This window comes from Chloroflexota bacterium, assembly GCA_015478725.1.
Lineage (GTDB): Bacteria > Chloroflexota > Limnocylindria > Limnocylindrales > CSP1-4 > C-114.
The window spans coordinates 45,003-64,117 of record JADMIG010000015.1 but is presented as its reverse complement, the minus strand read 5'-3'; the positions used below and the strand labels follow the sequence as shown (position 1 = coordinate 64,117).

Here is a 19,115-nt window from a genome sequence, read left to right as displayed (position 1 = left end):
GCTACCGGCGCGACCCGATCCTCCGCCCGCTCGACCACATCGAGACCCGCGACGCGCTGCTCGACCTCACGGACCCGACCCATCCCCGCGAGGCGGAATGGCCGGCCGCCGAGTTCATCGTCGGCAACCCGCCATTCCTAGGCGCGAAGCTCCTCCGTCGCGGTCTCGGCAACGACTACGTCGAGGCGCTGTACTCGGTCTTCGGCGATCGACTCCCCGGCATGAGCGACCTCTCCTCGTATTGGCACGAAAAGGCCCGAGCGCAGATCACCGCCGGGCCAACAAAACGCGCGGGCTTGCTGGCGACCCAGTCGATTCGAGGAGGTGCCAACCGCCGGGTCCTTGAGCGCATCAAGGAGACCGGCGACGTCTTCTTCGCGCGATCCGATGAGCCGTGGGTACTGTCAGGTGCCAACGTTCACATCAGCTTCGTCGGTCAGGACGACGGCACCGAGAACGAACGGGAACTCGATGGCCGAGGCGTGGGCGGCATCAACGCCAACCTGACGAGCGGTGTTGATCTGACGGTGGCGCGGCGACTGCCGGAGAACGTTGGCATCGCCTTCATCGGCGATCAGAAGAGCGGGTCATTCGAGATACCCGCCGCCCAAGCCGCCGACATGGTCCGGTCGCCGAACCCGGACGGCCGATCCAACGCCGCTGTCGTCCGGCCGTGGGTCAACGGCATGGACATCACACGGCGGCCCAGCGACACCTGGATCGTCGACTTCGGCGTTGACATGCGCGAAGCGGAGGCCGCCCTGTACGAGGCGCCATTTGAGTACGTTCAGCGCACCGTCCGCCCCGAGCGCACCAAAGCCGGCATCGGAGCCGATACCTGGTGGCTCCACTGGCGCGCGCGAGGCGAAATGCGGGCCGCCATCGCGCCGTTCGCTCGCTACATCGGCACACCGATCCTGACCAAGTACCGGCTGTTCGTCTGGCTCGACCGCAAGATCCTTCCGGACCACCAGCTCGTCGCGATCGCCCGCGACGACGATTGCACGTTCGGCGTCCTCCACTCCCGAATCCACGAGCTGTGGGCGCTCGCGCAGGGGACCCAGCTCGAAACGCGTCCCCGCTACACCCCGACGACGACGTTCGAGACCTTCCCGTTCCCTCGCCCGACCGACGAGCAGCGCGAGGCGATCGCGGTCGCCGCCCGGCGGCTCGTCGAGCTCCGCGACGGCTGGCTCGACCCGCCCGGCCTCGCCGCCGAGGAACTCGCCCGCCGGACCCTCACGAACCTCTACAACGAGCGCCCGACGTGGCTCGCCAACACCCACGCCGACGTCGATCGAGCGGTATTGGCCGCGTACGGTTGGCCGGCCGACATCGCCGCCGAGGCGATCCTCGGCCGTCTGCTCACTCTCAACCTCGAGCGGGAGCCGGCGTAATGGGGCCAATCGCAGTCATGGCCACCACGAAGGTTCCTCCCACACGATGGGAGCCTCGTGTGGAGCGTGGCCCCGGGTAGGGGTCTCCGAAAGGAAGCTCAGGCGCTCCTCCGGCGAGCGCAGGGCTACTATGAGGCGATGGACGCTCTCGATCGCTTGCTCGACGATCTGGCCCGAGCTCAGATCGGAACGACGTTCAATCCGTATCGCGACGCCGACCCAGCCCTCGACCGACCAGGTGCGCCAGCGATCCGGCTCGCGAATCTGGCAGGTCACCTTCGAGCTCGCCCGCACCCGGCGCTCCTGCTGGTCGGGGAGGCAGCCGGATACGCGGGCTGTCGCTTCTCTGGGGTGGCCTTCACGTCCGAACGATCGCTCCCGCAGGAGCGCTGGTCGAGCCTTGATCGACGTGGCCACGTCGAGCACTCGGCGTCGATCGTCCATCGCATCCTCGCCGAGCTCGACCTCGAGGACGAGACCATCCTGTGGAACGTGTGCCCGACGCATCCCGTCGGATCGACTCCCTTGTCGAACCGGACCCCGACGAGGGACGAGCTCGCGGCCGGGCGACCCTTCCTTGTCCGCCTCATGTCGATCCTTCAGCCGGCTCTGGTCGTCGCTGTCGGTCGTCATGCTGCCCAGGCCCTACCGCGTCTCGCCGCCGTCCGCCACCCTGCGAACGGTGGTGCGGCGGCCTTTCGTGCCGGGCTCGCTGCCGTCGCACCTGCCTCGAACAAACCTGACCGTCGATGACGGCCAGCGGCACAATCGACCCCGGCTCCACGCGGAGCATGGCGGCGCACGGCCCGAGCACGATGAGCAGATCGTGAACGGTCAGCCGGGGTCTGGTCCGGGCTGCCGGTGATCTCGACGGGGCGAGGACTGCGCTTGAACTGGCTGTACTCATGAACCCCACGGAACGCAGGTGAGGATGCGCGTCGTCGTCTTGTCTTGATCGTCGCACCGTTGGATCGCCACCCGGACCGGGGTGCCAGCGATCCCCAACGTCGCCAGCGGTCATGAGCTCCAGTCGACGGCAGGGAAGGCACCCGCGGCCGCCTCGACCCGGGCGATGAAGGCGAGGGCGGTCGCGATGGTGGTCGCATCGCCGGCCTCTGGCATCACTCGCGTTTCCGGCTTTCAGATGGCCACGCGCGGCGGGGCTCAACCGCGGACGACCAGCCCGCATTGCGAGGTTCGTCCCGCTGACGGGGCGGCGGATGGGAGGCGCGGCGAACCTCCTGATCGCCCCGAGGATCCTTCAACGCGCCCGCAGCACGACGCGCGCGGGCGCGCCGTCGCGACTCGCCATGGGCAGCGGCAGGCAGAGAAGCTCGTACGAACCCGCGTCGACCGCGCGGAGATCCAGGCCCTCCACGATGACCACGCCCGCCGCCAGCAGGACGAGGTGCGTCGCCGGCTCTGCTACGCCGAACGGCTCGACCGACAGGTAGTCGATGCCCACCAGCCGGGTGCCCCGCGCGACCAGCCAGCGCGCACCGTCGACGGCGAGCGCAGCGAAATCCGGGGTGAACGCAGGCCGCTCCCAGCAGGCGGGACGCGACCGACTGTTGCGGGTGCGCAGAAGGATCCGCTCCGGCCGCTCCTCGCCGAGCGCGGAGGCCAGGTCAGCCGCCCCGACGTGCGGGTCGGCGTCGACGTCGACGACGCGGCAGGGTCCCACGAGGACATCGAGCGGCAGGGCGTCCACGCCCGCGGCACCGATCAGGAAGTGGTTGGGCGCGTCGACGTGCGTGCCGCTGTGGAGCGCCATCTCGACGCCACTCACATCGGCGATGTCGCCGCGGGCGAGGGACTTGAGGAGGTGGAAGCGGGGTGCCGCCTCCCCCGGGTAGGCCGGCATCCCGACTCGGAGTGGCACGGTCACGTCGATCAGGCGCACGCTCAGCCCTTGAGCGATCCGGCCAGCAGGCCGCGGATGAAGTAGCGGCTGAGCAGCACGTAGACCGCCAGGGTCGGCAGGGCGCTCATGATGGCGCCCGCCATCTGGACGTTGTAGAGGGCGGCGAAGCTGCCGGCCAGGTTCTGAAGGGCGACGGTGACAGGTTGGCTGGCCGGTGAACTGGTGAGGGTCACGGCGAAGAGGAACTCATTCCAGATGTTGGTGAACTGCCAGATCCCCACCACGACGAAGCCCGGTACCGAGAGCGGCAGGATGATCCTCCGGTAGATGCTCACGATGCCCGCGCCGTCGACCTTGGCAGCCTCGACGAGATCACCGGGAATGCTCGCGTAGTAGTTGCGGAAGATCAGGGTGGTGATCGGGATGCCGTAGACGATGTGGGTGATGGCCAGGCCGGCGAGCGAGTCGTAGAGGTGCAGCTGCTGGAGCAGGTTCACCAGGGGGATGAGGATCGCCTGGTACGGGATGAACATCCCGAAGAGCAGGACGGCGAACAACGTGTCGGCGCCACGGAACCGCCACTTGCTGAGCACGAAGCCGTTGATGGAGCCCCAGGCGGACGACAGGACGACGGCAGGGATCGTCATCACGAGGCTGTTGTAGAGGCCGGCCCCGATCCCGCCCGAGTTGATGAGGGGCGGTCGGAGCGCATCGACCCAGGCCTGGAGATCGAAGCTCGCGGGCAGGCTCCAGATGCTGGTGGTGTTCACCTCGCGGAGCGACTTGAGGCTCCCGACGACCGCGACGTAGGCGGGCAGGAGGAAGAGGACGGCGAAAGCACCGAGCACCACGTACAGGAGGACGCGCCGGGGGTTCGGGCGCCGCCGCGCGGGACGGCCGGTGGAAGCCGAGACGCCAGGGGCGGTCATCCCCTTGCCTCTGCGCGCAGCTGCGAGCGGAGGTATGGCAGCACCACGACCGCCGAGGCGATGAGCATGACCACGGCCACGGCAGCGCCGCGCGCCCAGAGATTGCCTCCGAACGCACTGTCGAACAGGAAGATCGATGGGAAGTCGGTCGACACGCCGGGTCCGCCTCGGGTCATGACGAAGACGAGGTCGAAGATCTTGAGCGCGACATACGCGAGCAGGACGACGATGCTCACCACGACCGGCCGCAGCAACGGGATGAGCACCCGCCGGTAGATCTGCCACTCGGAGGCGCCGTCCACCCGGGCCGCTTCTCTGACTTCCTCGGGGATGCCGCGCAGGCCCGCCAGGAACATGGCCATCGCAAAGCCCGACATCTGCCAGACCGCCGCGATGGCCACACCGCCAAGAGCGGCCCGCGGGTCTGCCGTGAGGCCGGGTCGGACGATGTTGATGTGGAGCGCGTCGAGGGCGCCCCAGAGCGGCTGCAGGAACCCGACGCCCAGCAACGCCCGTCGCGCGACATCCGCGCCGAGCGGATCCACGAGCTGGTTGATCCCCGTCTGAGGGTTCAGGATCCACGACCAGATCGTGCCGGTGACCACGAAGGAGAGCGCCATCGGCAGGAGGAAGATGTTGCGGAAGAGCGCCTCGCCACGCACCCGCTGATCGAGGAGGATCGCGAGCAGCAGGCCGACGGCGAGGCACGCGGTGACGAACACGACGGTGAAGACCGCCGTGTTGACGATGTCGTTGGGCCAGAAGCGAGGCGTCGCAAAGAGCGAGCGGTAGTTGTCCAGGCCGACCAGCGGGAAGTCTGGCAGGAAGTTCCGCAGTGGCCTGATCTGATTCCAGCCGGTCAGGGAGGCGAACCCGGTCCAGGCGATGAAGACATAGACGAAGAGGAGGCTGGCGAGCGTCGCGGGCGCGACCAACGCGACCGCCACGACCCGATCCCGCATTTCTCAACTCCCCGGAGTGTCGTGGTCCGGCAGGACGCTGCGCACGAACTCGTCGAGTCCGGCCGCCGAACCGACCATCCGCAGCGCCCGCGCGGCGGTCGTGTCGAGACTCCGATCGAAGTCCAGACCATACGTCTCGCTGGCCACCCGCAGATGAGCATGGATCGCCGCCCGGGCGGCCGCGGCGTCGCGCCGCCGGACCGCCTCGAAGGCGATGCGGTGGAAGGGCTCGCTCCGGCGCACGACCTCGGGATCGCCGACGCTGCGCACCATCAGCTCGACCGCGAGGCTCGCGATGGAGGCGAACATCGCCTCGATGACGGGGTTGTGGCTCGCAGCGACGAGGGCCAGATGGAATCCCAGGTCGTAGCGCACCCGGTCCAGCGGGGTCCGACTGTGCTCGACGCGCTCAAGGGCGCCTTCAAGCCGGGCGATATCGGCCGCATCGGCGCGCTCGGCAGCGAGCGCAACCGCCTCCTGCTCCAGCATGGACCGGGCCTCGGAGAGCTGACGCGCGGTCGTCCCGCGGCGCCGGTAGTGGAGATCGAGCGGGCGGAGCTGCGACATGTCCGGATCACTTCGGACGAACGTTCCGCGCGCCGCCACCACCTCGACAAGACCACGCTCGACGAGGGTCCGGAGCGCCTCGCGCACGATCGGACGGCTCGCCTCGTAGTGGAGCGCCAGTTGGCGCTCGGACGAGAGCTTCTCGCCCGCACCCAGCCGTCCGGACAGGATCTCGTCGGCGAGATCGTCCGCGATGAGGTCAGGGGAGCGACCGGACGACTGACTCATGGGACGGACGATACCGACGCGACGCGGCCTCCGCCGACCGGCCGTGCATGGCGCGACCACGCCCCCCGCCTGGAGGCCAACCGAAGCGGGGCCGAGGATTGACACTGACATGGGTGCGGCTTACGGTACCACTGGTCAGACCGGATTGACCAGTAGGAGGAGCCATGCGCGTCGAGTATCGATCCCGGGCCCGATTGGCCAGCTTGTTCACGGCCGGGGCCCTGTTGCTCAGTGCCTGCTCGGGAGGCAGCGCATCGCCGGCCGCCTCGGCGAGCGGGGGGGCGCCCGGAGCATCGGGCGCAGCTTCGGGCAATCTCGAGATCTTCACCTATTGGACCGCCGGCGGCGAGGCCGAGGGCCTGGCGGCGCTCGAACAGATCTTCAGCAAGAACTACCCGGGGATCAAGATCACCAATGCCGTCGTAGCCGGGGGTGCCGGGTCGAATGCGACGGCGGTCCTGGCCACGCGCATGAGCGGTGGTAACCCACCGGATACCTTCCAGATCCACGGCGGGGCCGAGCTCATCGACACGTGGGTCAAGACGAACTACATGCAGCCGCTCACCCAGTTCTACAAGGACAACGGCTGGATGGACAAGTTCCCCAAGCAGCTCCTTGACCTGGTGAGCTCCAACGGCGACATCTACTCCGTGCCGGTCAACGTCCACCGCAACGGCGTCCTCTGGTACAACAAGAAGATCTTCACCGACAACAACCTGCAGCCGCCGACGACGTGGGACCAGTTCTTCCAGGTCGCCGACGCCCTGAAGGCCAAGGGGATCACACCACTTGCGCTGGGCGACAAGGACAAGTGGGAGGCACTCCAGCTGTTCGAGGACATCCTCCTGTCCAAGCTCGGGCCCGCTGACTATCGGAAGCTGTGGGCCGGAGCGGTTCCCTGGACGGACGCTCGGGTGACCGACGCCCTGACCACCATGGCCCGGGTCCTCAAGTACGTCAACCCTGATCACGCCACGCTCACCTGGGATCAGGCCGCCGGTCTCGTCCTCAAGGGAACCGCGGCGATGAACATCATGGGTGACTGGGAGAAGGGTTACTACACCGCCAATGGCTGGAAGCCGAACCAGGACTTCGGATGGGCGCCCGCGCCAGGGACGAGCGGCAGCTTCATCGTCGTGACCGACACCTTTGGTCTGCCGAAGAACATCAAGGACCAGCAGGCCGCCCTGGACTGGCTCAAGACCCTTGGCTCGGTGGAGGGCCAGGACGCGTTCAACCCGCACAAGGGATCGATCCCTGCCCGGGTCGACGCCAACAAGAGCATCTACGACGCGTACTCGCAGAGCGCGATCTCGGACTTCGCCACCAACCAGTTGGTGCCCAGCGAGGCCAACGGCCCGGCGACGATCCCGGCCTTCCTGACGCCGATCACGGACGCGATCAGCGTCTTCGTGACCGACTCCAACGTCCAGAACGCACAATCGACCATCGCGGCCGCGTGCAAGAGCAGCGGGGCCTGCCAGTAGCGACGGGCACCGCTGTGCCCGCCGCGGATGGCGAGATCCTCCCGGTGCCGCGATCCCTCGGTGGGTCGCGGCACCGACGTACCGGGGGCGCGGGCGGTCCGGCCCGGCAGCACGCCCCGGCCACGAGCGCCGGCCGGCCGCTCGTGGTGGCGCTCGATATCGGTAGCTCGTCGGTGCGAGCCGGCCTCTTCGCCGCCGACGGCCGGCCGGTCGACGGCTGTCACGTCCAGCTGGGCTACGCCTGGGAGACCGGTCGCGACGGCGGGGTGACCATCGCCGCGGAACGGCTCCTGGACCTCACGGCGAGCGTCCTGGACGGACTCGTAGCGCGGGCTGGCGACCTTCTCGCCGACGCCGTCGCGGGCGGTATCTCCTGCTTCTTCCACAGCCTCATCGGACTTGACGGCCAGGGCCGTCCGCTGACGCCGCTCCATTCGTGGGCCGACACGAGCGCCGCCGCCGAGGCGGCTCTCCTGGCGCGGGCCGTCGATCCTCCCACGCTCCTTCAGCTGACGGGCGCCCCGCTGCACGCCGGCTACTGGCCGGCGAGGATCCGTCGCCTGCGTGCCGCGAACCCGGCCGTCCGCTCCTGGGCCGGCTTCCCCGAGCTGCTCCTGGAGCGCCTCACGGGGGAGGCCCCGATCGGCATGACGATGGCCTCCGGGACCGGACTGTTCGATCGGCGGACCGACCGCTGGGCGATCGACCTCCTCGACCTCCTCGGGCTCGACGAACGGGAGCTGCCCGCCATCGTCGACGACGACCGGCCGATCGGTCACCTGCGCGCCGCCGCCGCGCTCCGGTGGCCGGCGCTGGCCCACGTCGCCTGGTTCCCGGCCTGGGGGGACGGCGCTTGCGGCAACGTTGGGCTCGGCTGCACGGCGCCCGACCGGGCGGCGCTGATGATCGGAACGTCCGGCGCCTTGCGGGTCCTCCTGCCCGAGCCGGCGGCCCCCATCCCCGCCGGCCTGTTCGGGTACCGGCTGGGGCGTGACCGGTCGCTGCTGGGCGGGCAGCTGAGTGAAGGTGGCGGGGTCGTGGCGGCGCTCGCCAAGCTCCTCCGGCGCTCCCCGGCTGCACTCCAGCGGGAGGCGGCGCTGCTCGAACCGGCCGCCGGCGAGCTTTCCGTCCTGCCTTTCCTGGCTGGAGAACGCGGCGTCGGCTACCACGACACCGCGCGCGGGGCGCTTGCCGGCCTCCGTCTCGACACGAGCGCCGCCGAGATCTACCGCGGTTTCCTCGAGGCGATCGCCTTCCGCTTCGCCGAGGTCGACGAGCGGCTCACGCGGGCCCTGTCCCGACCGGCTCACGTGACGGCCGCGGGCGGCGCCCTGCGGCGCTCCCCACTGTGGGTCGGCATCATCGCCGACGTCCTGGGCCGTCCCGTCGAGATGTCCCTCGTCTGGGAGGCCTCGAGCCGGGGAGCCGCCCTGCTGGCGCTGGCGGGGTGCGGCGCGATCACGGACGTTGCGTCGGTGGCCCCACCACCGTCACGGCAAGTGCAGGCGGACCCTGCTCGGCACGCCCGGTACCTGGAGGCGCGCGGTCGGCAGGCCGAGCTCTATCGCCGGCTCATCGACGCGCCCGGGCCCTCGCGCGGTCGGGGCGCGGCTCGTTGACGGGCGTCGACGGTCGCCCGCCGCGCAGGACGGCCACCGCATTCTCGAGGCAGAGGCGCATCATCGCCTCGCGGGTGCGCCGCGTCGCGCTCCCCAGGTGCGGCAGGAGGAAGGCGCCGGGGTGCTCGCGCAGGGCGCGCGGGACCCGCGGCTCCCGCGCGAAGACGTCGAGCCCCACGCCCGCGACATGGCCCGATCCGAGGGCCTCGATGAGCGCGGCCTCGTCCACAAGCGCGCCGCGGGCGGTGTTGATGATGAACACGCCGCGCCGCATGCGAGCCAGCTGCGGCCGCCCGATCAGACCGCGTGTCTCGGCCGAGAGCGGCACGTGCAGGCTCACCACGTCGGCGCGTTCGAGGAGCTCGTCGAGGGGCACCCAGGTGGCGGCCAGCTCCGCCTCGCGCTCCGCCGCGAGACGGGTTCGGTTGTGGTAGATGGTGCGCATGCCGAGTGGCGCCACCCGCGCGGCGAGCGCTTGGCCGATGCGACCCATGCCCAGGATTCCAAGCGTGAGCCCGCCCGGATCCACGCCCCAGAAGGCGCCCGGGTCGCTCGCTTTCCAGCGGCCGTGGCGGACATGCTCGAAGCCCTCGCCAGCTCGGCGCAGCGTCCCGAGCAGGAGGAGCAGTGCGACGTCGGCCGTGCTCTCAGTCAGCACGTCCGGGGTGTTCGCGACCCACACGCCACGGTCGGCCGCCGCGACTACGTCGACACCGTCATAGCCGACCCCGAAGTTGGCCACGACCAAGAGCTCCGGAGCGGCATCGAGCAACTCTGCGTCGATCCGATCGGCGCCCGTCGAGCAGAGGGCCCGGGCTCTTCCGACCCTGGCCAGCAGCTCCGCCCTCGCCGTGTCGACGTCGGGTTGCACCTGCTCGAACGTGAACCCCGCGGCCAGGCGTTCCACGAGGGGCGTCGGGAACGCGGGGGTGATGAGCAGGTCGACCAGGGCGGCTGGACGCGAGGTTCGGCCGGTGGGGGTCATATGCGGTCGCCACTATCCGACCCTGGCCAGGCGGCGTCAACGACCCGCCTGCAGAATGCCCGAGCGCGTCGCTCGCTGTGACGATCGAGTCGGACGAACGGCCTGATGCCGCCCAGCGTGTTCGATTGCGTCGGCGCCACGGCGCGTCCATCACGATGTTGCCATAGTGAGACGAAGCGCATCGGCCGCTGAGCACGCACGTCAACCTCCCGCTGGCCGGTCACAACGCCGCCGGGCCGGCCTCCTCCCCGCCGTCCCGGCGCTGTCTCAGGTACGATCGCCGGGCCATGGACGTGCGAGACCCGGGAGGCGTGGTGTGAGCGGGCTCGGAGCCGGGCCCCGCCGCGGGGAGCACAAGCGGAAGGATCAGACGGCCCCGAGCGCGATCGCGGGAGCGGCATCGACGCCGGGCGAGCCGAGACCTGCGGCGCCATGAATCGGGTCGATCGCGAGCGTGCCTTCGTCGTCCTCCGCTCGGCCCAGCGCGCCCTGCTGCGGGCCGAGGACGAGGCGGAGCTGCTCGACTCGATCTGCCGGATCGCGGTCGACGAGGCTGGCTATCGACTCGCCTGGGTCGGGCTCGCCGAGGATGATCCGGAGCGGACCGTCCGCCCGGTCGCCCAGGCCGGAGCCGAGGCCGGGTACCTCGGATCGATCACGATCACCTGGGCAGACACCCCGCTCGGCCATGGACCAACCGGGTCGGCGATCCGCACCGGCCGCCCCGTCATCGGCCGGAACTTCCTCACCGATCCCGAGCTCGCCCCGTGGAGGGAGCAGGCGATCAGCCACGGCTTCGCCTCCTCCCTCGCGCTGCCCCTGCGAGCCGATGACGGTCCGTTCGGAGTGCTCACGATCTACGCGACCACGCTGAATGCGTTCACCGCCGATGACGTGGAGCTGCTCAGCGGTCTCGCCGACGACCTCGCGTTCGGGATCACGATGCTGCGGACCCGCGCGGCTCGTGGGGCGGCCGAAGAGGGACTCCGCCGCAGCGAGCGCAGCCTCGCCGAGGCCCAGCGGATCGCTCACATCGGGAGCTGGGAGTGGGACTTTGCGTCGGATGCAGTCCGCTGGTCCGATGAGCATTGCCGGATCTATGGCCTCGAGCCGGGCACGTTCGGCGGGACGAACGAGGCGCTGCACGCGTTCGTCCACCCGGAGGACCGAGCCGGCATGGACGCGGCGGACCGTCGCTCGCGCGAGGACGGTCTCCCCTACTCCCTCACCCACCGGATCATCCGACCCGACGGTACCGTGCGGCTCGTGCACGAGGACGGCGAGGCGATCCGCGACTCGTCGGGTCGCCCGGTCCGGATGGTCGGCACGGTCCAGGACATCACCGAGCGAGTCCAGCTCGAGGCGCAGCAGACGCGGCTGGCCCGGCTGCTCGATGAGCTAGCCAGCGAGATCTATGTCTTCGACGCCGGGACCCTGCGCTTCACCGGAGCGAACGCCGGCGCCCTCCGGAACCTTGGCTACTCGCTCGACGAGCTCCGCGCGATGACGCCCCTCGAGCTCAAGACCGAGCTGACCCCGGCCTCGTTCGCCGATCTGCTGGCCCCGCTCAGGACCGGCGCGCGCGACCAGGTCGCCTTCGAGACGCTCCATTGCCGCAAGGACGGCTCCACGTACCCCGTCGAGGTGCGCGTCCATCTCCTCGCCACCGAGGTGCCGCCGGTCTTTGTCGCGGTCATCGAGGACATCACGGAACGGATCGCGGCGGGCGCAGAGCGAACGCGCCTGGTCTCGGCGATCGAGCAGACGGCCGACTCGATCTGGATGCACGACCTCGACAGCATCGTCACGTACGTCAACGGAGCGTTCAGCCGCGCCTATGGCTATGAGCCCGCCGAGATCGTCGGTCGCTATGCGGGGATCGTCGACAGCGGCCGCCATGAGCCCGCGTTCTGGTCGGAGCTCTGGGCCTCGGTCCGGGCGGGTCGGACCTGGTCCGGCTCGATCGTCAACCGTCGCAGAGACGGAACGCTCTTCGAGGTCGAGGCGGTCATCTCCGGCATCCGCGACGCCGCCGGGCAGCTCATCGGCTACATGCAGACCGACCGGGACGTGACCCGGGAGCGCGCCCTCGAGAGCGCTCTCGCGCGCGATGCCCGCGAGCGGCAGATGATCGAATCCGCCCTCGGCCGGATCGATCCGGCCGATGCGCCCGAGGCGATCGCCGCCGCCGCCTGCGCCGAGATCGTCGGGCTTCCGGAGATCGACTCGGCCTTGGTGATCGGGCTCGGGGGCGACCACGGGCGGATCCTCGCCGTGACGGGGCGGATGGGACTCGTGCTCACCGCCGGGACCGCGATCCCCGACGCCCGGGCGGGCTACCTTCGCGAGCGGGCCGCAACCGGGCCGTGGGTCGAAGCCTGGCAGGCCCGGCCCGAGGACGGCGCCTACGGCGTGACGATCACGGCGACTGGCGTCCACACCGCCGGGTATGCTCCGCTCAAGGGTCCCCACGGTGTCGTCGGCGTAATCGGCGTCGGCGTCCACGAGGCGCACAACGCGGAGCGGATCATCGAGCGCCTGCCGGCTCTCGCGACGTTCGGTGCGATCGTCGGGGCGCTCGTCGCTCCCGGGCTCGCGGCCCGCCATCGCGAGGACGGCGCCCGGGCCGCCGTCCAGGCGATCCTCGACGCGGCGGCCTTCAGCCCGTTCTTCCAGCCGATCGTCGAGTTCCACAGCGGGGCGGTCGTCGGCTACGAGGCCCTCAGCCGCTTTGACAACGGCACCCCGCCCGAGGCCGTCTTCGCCCTCGCCGCCCGGGCGGGGCTCGGGATCGAGCTCGAGACGGCCACACTCGGCGCCGCCCTCGAGGTGGCGGCGGTCCTCCCGCCCGGGGCGTACCTCAGCCTCAACGCCTCGCCGGCGCTCATCGGATCGGAGGCGCTCCGGGCGCTCCTCGCGGGGAGCGAGCGAGGGATCGTCCTCGAGGTCACCGAGCACGTCGGGATCGACGACTACGGGGCGCTCCGCCACGAGCTCGCGGCGCTCGGGCCGTCCGTCCGCCTCGCGGTCGACGATGCCGGCGCCGGGTATGCCAGCCTCCGCCACATCCTCGAGCTCGCGCCCGACTTCGTGAAGCTCGACATCGGGCTCATCCGCGGGATCGACGCCGATCCCGCCCGCCAGGCGCTCATCGCCGGGATCGGCTACTTCGCGGTGAAGGGCAAGGTCCACCTCATCGCCGAGGGGATCGAGACCACGGCCGAGCTCAGGGCGCTGCGGGGACTCGCGATCGGATATGGCCAGGGCTACCTCCTCGGCCGTCCCCAGGATGGTCGGGCGCCGGGACCGTGGCCGACTCGGATCGACCTGCCGAGCCTCGCGATTTGACCGCTGCCTGGTGGCACTGCAGTCCTGGTGCAGCCACCATCTCGCCATCGTGCGGCTATGGGAATGACGAAGCCACACCTGCCTATCGGGTGAACTCCAAGAGGCGGGACTCACGGCAGTGCCAGCGCGACGGCCTCGATGAGCAGCAACGCTTCGCGCGCCCCACTCGCGTCCCCCTTCTCGAAGTCGCGCTCCGCTTGGCCCATCCGGTTCGTGATGTGCGCAAAGCAGACGACCGAACGCCCACGCGCACGGGCAAAGGCATAGAGGGCGGCCGCCTCCATCTCGACCGCGAGGACGCCCTCGCTCCGCCGTTCGGCGATCTCGGTCGCGGTTTCGCGAAACGGGGCATCGGTCGTCCATGTGCTGCCGCGCTCGATGACGACGTCGACGCCGCGCAGGGCCGTCCCGACGAGATCGATCAGGGTGGAGTCGGCCTCGACGTAGCGCGCTGGCGGCAGGTAGTGGTAGCTCGTGCCTTCATCGCGGAGGGCCCGCTCGATGAGGACGAAGTAGGGCGGCGCCCGAAGCTCGAGGATCTGGCCGGCAGAGGTCACGCTCACGAGGAACTGGCAACCGGATGCGAACAGCTCTTCGGCGACGAGGACCGCGAACGAGGCGCCCACCGCTCCACCGATGATCCCGTATCGGAGGCCGTCGGCATCGACCAGGTGGAGCAGCGTGTGGTAACAGGCCCAGTCGGGATCCTGGCGGGCACGACCCGACCCGATGAGGTCGCGGACGATGTCCCCGTCGGGATCGAGGACGCACACTCGCGGAACATCCGAGGCGGGGAGCCCCTTCTGCCGGCGCGCCTCACGGAGCAGGCTCTCGGGCGTGAATGCGGACGGTTCGGCGAGGTCGCTGCGCTCGACGATCGGCGCGCTCGGCCGTGCCTCGTCCGCGTCCGGTGCCGCCACGGTTTCGCTGGGCCTGTCACGATGCGCTGCGTGCATGAAGCCTCGGAGATGTGGAGTCGACCGGGACGACCGGGCGCGGCGGAGACGCCTACGGCGGAGGCCGTCCCATCCCGGGTAGTGATTGTCGTCGACGATGCCCTGCCACGCTGGCAGGTCGCCAACATCGCGGTCGTGCTCGGCGCGACCCTCGGCGCTCGGGGCATCGTTTCACTGGGCCATGACCTGACCGATCCCGAGGGCGAGCTGCATCCCGCCATCGTGGAGGCCACCGTGCCCGTGCTCGCCGCCCCCGCCGCGGAGCTTGCCGGCCTTCGGCGTGGCGCGCTGGCTCGCGGGCTGCTGGTCCTCGACTTCAACTCCGCCGCCCGCGACAGCTCGACGTACGAGGAATATGCCGGGCGCGTGGAGGCCGCCGTGCCGGTCCTCCTCGGGCTCGCGCTGCACGGCCCGCGGCGCGTCGTCACGAGCATCGTCGGCAACCTGCGGAGCCTGCACTGACGAGGTTGGCCGACCCGGGCGATCGGGACCTCGAAGGCCCGGACCTGAGCGCCCCGCAGCGTGATGAACAGTGAGGCCACGGGGTGGCGACGTTCAGCCCCCGCAATGGTCGACAGGTCGGAGCCACACGACGTTGCCATGGTGTGGCGAGCGGCTTCATAGAGAAGCCATCGTGCCGTGACCGGCCGCTCAGCACGTGACGTGGAGGATCGCGTACACGTCCCTCGGCGTGAGATCAGCGAGCAGGCGGCAGGCGTCGCCGGTCGGGAGGGCATCGATCGCGATCCCCCGTCGCTGCGCTTCCTCGCCGACCTCCGGGGTGATGGGGAGCGCGCCATCGGCGCCCGTTCCGACGATGAGCCGCTGGCCACCCCAGGGGATGTCTTCGGCGACCGACAGCGGCGTGTGCCCGAACTGGTCGCGCAGCGGCTTCGAGGGGCCTTTCCGCCGTCGGCGGACCCGTCCGCCCTCGATCACCACGTCGGAGGTGTACCGCTCGCCCTCGATCCGGAGATCTCCGAACGCGACCAGCTTCGCCTTCACCCGTCCATTCTCCCACCCCGCGGCGGTGCCCTCCGTCGTGGCGCCGCCGCCCGGGTGCCACACGCGCAATGGAGCAGGCCGCGCAGGGTGTAGTGACGGAAGGGTCGGCCAGCGGCGCCTGTCGAGGAAGCCCTCGCGCTCGCCTCCTCGCGGTCGGATCGCCGAAGTGGGCCGCTCAGCCCACCTCGAACCTGATGTCGGGCGATGGGCGCTCGGTTCGGATCCGGACGTGGCGCCCGAGGATCATCGCGACGACCTGGGCGAACATCCCCACCCGCGTCACCCTGGGTACGGTCCGTCCGATCGCGTCGATCTGCTCGGCGGTCAGCGGCTCAGCGGTGACGACGTGGAAGCGAAGACCGCGCCAAGCGAACGTCTCGACGCATTCGCGAGGGTCGGCGGGGCGGATCGGGGCAGCGCTGGTAATGATGGCTTCGCTCCTGGTGGGGCGACCGTACGACGCCGACCTTGCAGGGGACATTGCCGACGCTGACGGTCGGAGCGTCTGGCGGATCTCCGCCTCGTTCACGTCGACCCGGAGCGGCGGGGTCGAACTCGAGCACGCGATCGTCCGCGCCGGCCGCGGCTGAGGCAGCGAAGGGCTGGCCAGTCCGCCTGGCGCAAGAGCCGGACGCTCGCCGCCGTTGTGACCACGGCGGTCCGGGACTACAGTCCGTCGCAGGACGAGGGCATGCCCGCTTCCACGGCACCCTCGGTCGGATCGGTGGACCCGGGTGACGCGCATGGCGTGGCGACCGCAGCGGCGACGGGGTGGGGCGGCGCGCGCGCCGATCGTCGGCGGCCCGATCGAACCTCGGCGCACGTTCCGCTTCGTCGATCTCGAGCGGGGCTGGCTCGTGTCCGACAGCGAGGACGTCCGGCTCGGAACGATCGCCGAGGTCGGCGAGGCGACGCTCGTCGTCGCTCGGGGCCTCTTGCAGGCGAGGCTCTACGTGCCGGCCTCGGCGGTCGGCGACGTGCACGAAGGGCGGGTCCGCTTGAACGTGTCCGGGCCATGGATCGTGGCCCAGGGCTGGGACCGACCCGGTGGTCGCCCACAGCGCTGATCTGGTTCGACGGGACCCCTCTTCGGGCCGCTCCGGTGCCCGCGAGCGACTGGGCGCCAGACCACGGCGGTTCGAGGAGATCTCCGGTCGTTCGTCTGGGCAAATGATCCGAGTCCGATGGGTCGTCCACCCCGGGAGCTTCTCGCTGCGTTCGCTCGCCGGCGTCGCGAGACCGTCGGCACGCTCGGAACAAGTGGTTCACAGTCTCTGAGCCCGCAGCGCGGCGATCCGACGCTCAGACGGAGACGCCGTGCCAGGTCCGGCTCTGGATCCCTGCCGCTCGGGCCAGTGCCGCCTCCGCCTCCGGCGCAACAAGCGTCGCGGGCGGAGTAGCCCCGTACCATGATCGGTATGGGTCCTCCACCCCACTCCGCCAGCCGGCGAGTTCCTCGATGATCGACCATGTGCAGACGGGCGCATAGCCGCCGTACCCGCCCTCGAGCACTATGGCCACGCGGCCGCCAGCCACGTCGGTGGCGGTGTCCAGGACGCGGCGGGCGATCGTCCGGAAGCCGTCCGAGCTGACGGCCATCCGGCCCATCGGATCGTAGGCATTCGGGTCCTGGCCGGCCGACACGAGGACGAGGTCGGGTCGGAACTCGCGCAGGATCGGCGCGACGAGGCGCTCGTATGCGCGCGCGTAGGTCGCATCCCCGCTCCCCGGGGGGAGCGGGATATTCACGTTGAAGCCCATTCCGGCACCCTTGCCCACGACCTCCGCCTGACCAGTGTCGGCCGGATACCAGGCATCCTGGTGGGTTGAGATGTACAGAACGGACGGATCATCGAGGAAGATGGACTCGGTCCCGTTGCCATGATGAACGTCCCAGTCCACGATCGCGATCCGTTCGACACCACGCTGGCGGGCGTGACGGGCGGCGATGGCCACGTTGTTGTAGAGGCAGTACCCCATAGCGGCGTCGGCCGGAGCGTGATGGCCGGGTGGTCGGACCAGAGCGAAGGCGTTCGAGAGGGTGCCGTCAAGGACCGCGTCCACGGTCGCGATCGTGGCTCCGACGGCGAGGCGGGCGATTTCCTCGGATGCGGTGCAAATCGGGACGTAGGACCCCGCCTCGGATGCTCCAGTCGCGCAGGCCATCTTGAGGTGCTCGATGTAGCCGTCGGTGTGGACAAGCGCCAGGACGTCGTCGTCGACGATCTCGAACGCGACTGGAGTGAGCCGCTCGAGCAACCCTGTCATCTCGAGCGTGCGGTGAACCGCCTGCACACGATACGGGCCCTCAGGGTGCGGCGTCACCTGAAACGGTCCATCGACCGGCACCGGGGCACTGACGAGGGCTAGACCCGTGTCGTGGGCAAGGAATCGCGGGTGGTAGGCAAGCCCCGTCCGCAGTAGCTCCATCGTCATCTCGCGCTCCCCGTCGCTGCTCGTCGGTGCCGGAACCGTCGGCCGTTCGTTGGCCGTTCGTCGGCCGTTCGTTGGCCGTGACCGTAGCGCCCTGGGGACGGCTCGGCCATCGGCCATTCGACGGATGCTGGATGGGTGCGGCCTGAACTCCGGGATGTCTACGGCCACCTGGGTGGGACTCGGGATCGATGGCGCAGCATGGTATACATGGCGCCTCATCCGCTCGGCCGTGGAGCGCCAGCGGAGACTGCGAGGCGCCCGCGGTGGAGGCCACGACCGGATCGGGGGCAAGCGGAACCGTCGCCCGCGAGATCGCGGTACTGGCGCGCGTCGCCAGGGGGCTTGCCGAGCCGAGGCCGCCCGACGAACTCGCGGCGCGCATCCTGGAGGCCGTCGCCGATCTCGTCCCATTCGCCGCCGCCGCCTTCTCGATCTGGGACCCGATCGGTCGGACCCACCGGACGCTGGCGAACGAGGGATACGCCGACTCGACGCTCGCGTACCTGAACGCCGCCGGTGATATCGGCTTTCGTCGCGCTCACAAGATCCGCCGGCCGCTGCGGTGGGGCTCTGCGCCGTTCGACTACCGGGCTACCTATGCGCCTCGTCACGTCTTCAGCCCGGCCGGCTACGACGAGGGGATGACGGCCTGCCTGTTCACCGAGGACGGGCGCTACACCGGTGTGCTGAACCTGAACACGACGACGAGCACGACGCCGACCGACGATACGCTAGCGCTCTTTGACGAACTCGGGAGCCTGCTCGCCCTCGTGACGGATGCGACCCGCTCGGCTGGTTGGCTCGCGTCGCTGGCGGAGGCGGGTGCCTCTGCCGCCGCGGTCACCCAGTCCGGAGAGCTCGTGGAGCTCAAGGGCCGGAGCGTAGGCCCTGTGCTCGGCTCGACACCGCCACTAGTCGACCTCGCTCGCCAGCTGCTGGCGCGCCAGCAGGCTCGCCGGCGCTTCCTCTGGCTCGACCCAGCGCACGGCTGGCAGCGCGTTGAGATCTTCCGGGTCCGAGCCAATCCGTCTGGCCTCGAAGACGTCGCCCTCCTGACCGCCTCGGCCACAGTGCTTCCGTACGCGCTGACCGCTCGCGAGCTCGACGTCCTGACGCTCGTGGCGTGTGGCCTCTCGAACGGGGAGATCGCCCTTCACTTCGGACTGAGTCCGAGGACCGTGGCGACGCACCTGGAGCGCGTTTTCCAGAAGTTGGGCCTGCCGAGCCGGGCCGGCGCGGCTGCGTTCGCGGTCGAGCAGGGGCTCCTCCGGGTCCGATCCAGCGATGCGGAGCTCGGCGGCCAGGCCGGCGGCTGACTGAACAGGTTCGCCA

At 70.2% G+C, this 19,115-nt stretch carries 17 protein-coding genes; 8 read left to right on the top strand and 9 right to left on the bottom strand.

Features of this window, described 5'->3' with window-relative positions:
- A partial coding sequence (locus IVW53_10470) for a class I SAM-dependent DNA methyltransferase (protein ID MBF6605993.1) occupies positions 1 to 1,397 on the top strand: 1,397 nt, incomplete at its 5' end.
- Positions 1,398 to 1,535: 138 nt separating this feature from the next.
- Entirely contained in the window at positions 1,536 to 2,150 is a 615-nt protein-coding gene (locus IVW53_10465; protein MBF6605992.1) for a uracil-DNA glycosylase, read from the top strand.
- Positions 2,151 to 2,658: 508 nt separating this feature from the next.
- Here the strand turns inward: IVW53_10465 and IVW53_10460 are convergent.
- Genes IVW53_10460 through IVW53_10445 form a run of 4 tightly spaced genes read right to left on the bottom strand, consistent with a single transcriptional unit; the run spans position 2,659 to position 5,947 of the window.
- Positions 2,659 to 3,300 carry a cyclase family protein gene (locus tag IVW53_10460; protein MBF6605991.1) on the bottom strand — a complete coding sequence of 214 codons (642 nt, stop codon included), beginning with the start codon at positions 3,298 to 3,300 and terminating at the stop codon, positions 2,659 to 2,661.
- Between the two features lie 2 nt (positions 3,301 to 3,302).
- On the bottom strand, positions 3,303 to 4,190 hold the full coding sequence (locus IVW53_10455; protein ID MBF6605990.1) for a carbohydrate ABC transporter permease: 888 nt from the start codon (positions 4,188 to 4,190) through the stop codon (positions 3,303 to 3,305).
- Positions 4,187 to 5,152 carry a sugar ABC transporter permease gene (locus tag IVW53_10450; GenBank protein ID MBF6605989.1) on the bottom strand — a complete coding sequence of 322 codons (966 nt, stop codon included), beginning with the start codon at positions 5,150 to 5,152 and terminating at the stop codon, positions 4,187 to 4,189. Before IVW53_10450 ends, IVW53_10455 begins: the two co-directional genes overlap by 4 nt.
- 3 nt (positions 5,153 to 5,155) lie before the next feature.
- Positions 5,156 to 5,947, bottom strand: a complete 792-nt coding sequence (locus tag IVW53_10445; GenBank protein MBF6605988.1) for a FadR family transcriptional regulator — start codon at positions 5,945 to 5,947, stop codon at positions 5,156 to 5,158.
- Positions 5,948 to 6,111: 164 nt separating this feature from the next.
- On the opposite strand from IVW53_10445, the gene IVW53_10440 reads away from it, so the two are divergent.
- Positions 6,112 to 7,434 (top strand): extracellular solute-binding protein, encoded by a 1,323-nt coding sequence (locus IVW53_10440; GenBank protein MBF6605987.1) that lies wholly within the window; start codon positions 6,112 to 6,114, stop codon positions 7,432 to 7,434.
- Positions 7,407 to 9,053, top strand: a complete 1,647-nt coding sequence (locus IVW53_10435; protein MBF6605986.1) for a carbohydrate kinase — start codon at positions 7,407 to 7,409, stop codon at positions 9,051 to 9,053. Before IVW53_10440 ends, IVW53_10435 begins: the two co-directional genes overlap by 28 nt.
- On the opposite strand, the gene IVW53_10430 is transcribed toward IVW53_10435, so the two are convergent.
- The gene (locus IVW53_10430; protein MBF6605985.1) at positions 9,007 to 10,038 is read right to left on the bottom strand and encodes a D-glycerate dehydrogenase; all 1,032 of its coding nucleotides are present in this window, start codon (positions 10,036 to 10,038) and stop codon (positions 9,007 to 9,009) included. The genes IVW53_10435 and IVW53_10430 overlap by 47 nt on opposite strands.
- 432 nt (positions 10,039 to 10,470) lie before the next feature.
- Between IVW53_10430 and IVW53_10425 the strand changes: the two genes are divergently transcribed.
- Positions 10,471 to 13,386 (top strand): EAL domain-containing protein, encoded by a 2,916-nt coding sequence (locus tag IVW53_10425; protein ID MBF6605984.1) that lies wholly within the window; start codon positions 10,471 to 10,473, stop codon positions 13,384 to 13,386.
- 110 nt (positions 13,387 to 13,496) lie between these two features.
- On the opposite strand, the gene IVW53_10420 is transcribed toward IVW53_10425, so the two are convergent.
- Positions 13,497 to 14,342 carry a nucleoside phosphorylase gene (locus tag IVW53_10420; protein ID MBF6605983.1) on the bottom strand — a complete coding sequence of 282 codons (846 nt, stop codon included), beginning with the start codon at positions 14,340 to 14,342 and terminating at the stop codon, positions 13,497 to 13,499.
- Between the two features lie 81 nt (positions 14,343 to 14,423).
- On the opposite strand from IVW53_10420, the gene IVW53_10415 reads away from it, so the two are divergent.
- Positions 14,424 to 14,804: a DUF2000 domain-containing protein gene (locus IVW53_10415; GenBank protein ID MBF6605982.1), complete on the top strand. Its 381-nt coding sequence runs from the start codon at positions 14,424 to 14,426 to the stop codon at positions 14,802 to 14,804.
- 189 nt (positions 14,805 to 14,993) lie between these two features.
- Here IVW53_10415 and IVW53_10410 read toward each other — a convergent pair whose 3' ends face one another.
- Together IVW53_10410 and IVW53_10405 are read right to left on the bottom strand one after the other, a co-directional pair.
- Entirely contained in the window at positions 14,994 to 15,347 is a 354-nt protein-coding gene (locus IVW53_10410) for a hypothetical protein (protein ID MBF6605981.1), read from the bottom strand.
- A gap of 175 nt (positions 15,348 to 15,522) precedes the next feature.
- A complete protein-coding gene (locus IVW53_10405) occupies positions 15,523 to 15,876 on the bottom strand; it encodes a hypothetical protein (protein ID MBF6605980.1) in 354 nt (117 codons plus the stop codon).
- Between the two features lie 205 nt (positions 15,877 to 16,081).
- On the opposite strand from IVW53_10405, the gene IVW53_10400 reads away from it, so the two are divergent.
- Complete coding sequence (locus tag IVW53_10400) at positions 16,082 to 16,414, top strand: hypothetical protein (protein MBF6605979.1); 333 nt, start codon at positions 16,082 to 16,084, stop codon at positions 16,412 to 16,414.
- Positions 16,415 to 16,649: 235 nt separating this feature from the next.
- Here IVW53_10400 and IVW53_10395 read toward each other — a convergent pair whose 3' ends face one another.
- The gene (locus tag IVW53_10395; protein MBF6605978.1) at positions 16,650 to 17,783 is read right to left on the bottom strand and encodes a class II histone deacetylase; all 1,134 of its coding nucleotides are present in this window, start codon (positions 17,781 to 17,783) and stop codon (positions 16,650 to 16,652) included.
- Between the two features lie 263 nt (positions 17,784 to 18,046).
- Between IVW53_10395 and IVW53_10390 the strand changes: the two genes are divergently transcribed.
- Positions 18,047 to 19,099: a response regulator transcription factor gene (locus IVW53_10390; GenBank protein ID MBF6605977.1), complete on the top strand. Its 1,053-nt coding sequence runs from the start codon at positions 18,047 to 18,049 to the stop codon at positions 19,097 to 19,099.
- The last annotated feature ends 16 nt before the right edge of the window (positions 19,100 to 19,115 follow it).

What these genes read in the sequence shown, in the direction of transcription:
- IVW53_10465 (MBF6605992.1), top strand. Translation starts at nt 1,536, where the DNA reads ATGGACGCTCTCGATCGCTTGCTCGACGATCTGGCCCGAGCTCAGATC.
- IVW53_10455 (MBF6605990.1), bottom strand. Translation starts at nt 4,190, where the DNA reads ATGACCGCCCCTGGCGTCTCGGCTTCCACCGGCCGTCCCGCGCGGCGG.
- IVW53_10450 (MBF6605989.1), bottom strand. Translation starts at nt 5,152, where the DNA reads ATGCGGGATCGGGTCGTGGCGGTCGCGTTGGTCGCGCCCGCGACGCTC.
- IVW53_10445 (MBF6605988.1), bottom strand. Translation starts at nt 5,947, where the DNA reads ATGAGTCAGTCGTCCGGTCGCTCCCCTGACCTCATCGCGGACGATCTC.
- IVW53_10440 (MBF6605987.1), top strand. Translation starts at nt 6,112, where the DNA reads ATGCGCGTCGAGTATCGATCCCGGGCCCGATTGGCCAGCTTGTTCACG.
- IVW53_10430 (MBF6605985.1), bottom strand. Translation starts at nt 10,038, where the DNA reads ATGACCCCCACCGGCCGAACCTCGCGTCCAGCCGCCCTGGTCGACCTG.
- IVW53_10425 (MBF6605984.1), top strand. Translation starts at nt 10,471, where the DNA reads ATGAATCGGGTCGATCGCGAGCGTGCCTTCGTCGTCCTCCGCTCGGCC.
- IVW53_10420 (MBF6605983.1), bottom strand. Translation starts at nt 14,342, where the DNA reads ATGCACGCAGCGCATCGTGACAGGCCCAGCGAAACCGTGGCGGCACCG.
- IVW53_10395 (MBF6605978.1), bottom strand. Translation starts at nt 17,783, where the DNA reads ATGACGATGGAGCTACTGCGGACGGGGCTTGCCTACCACCCGCGATTC.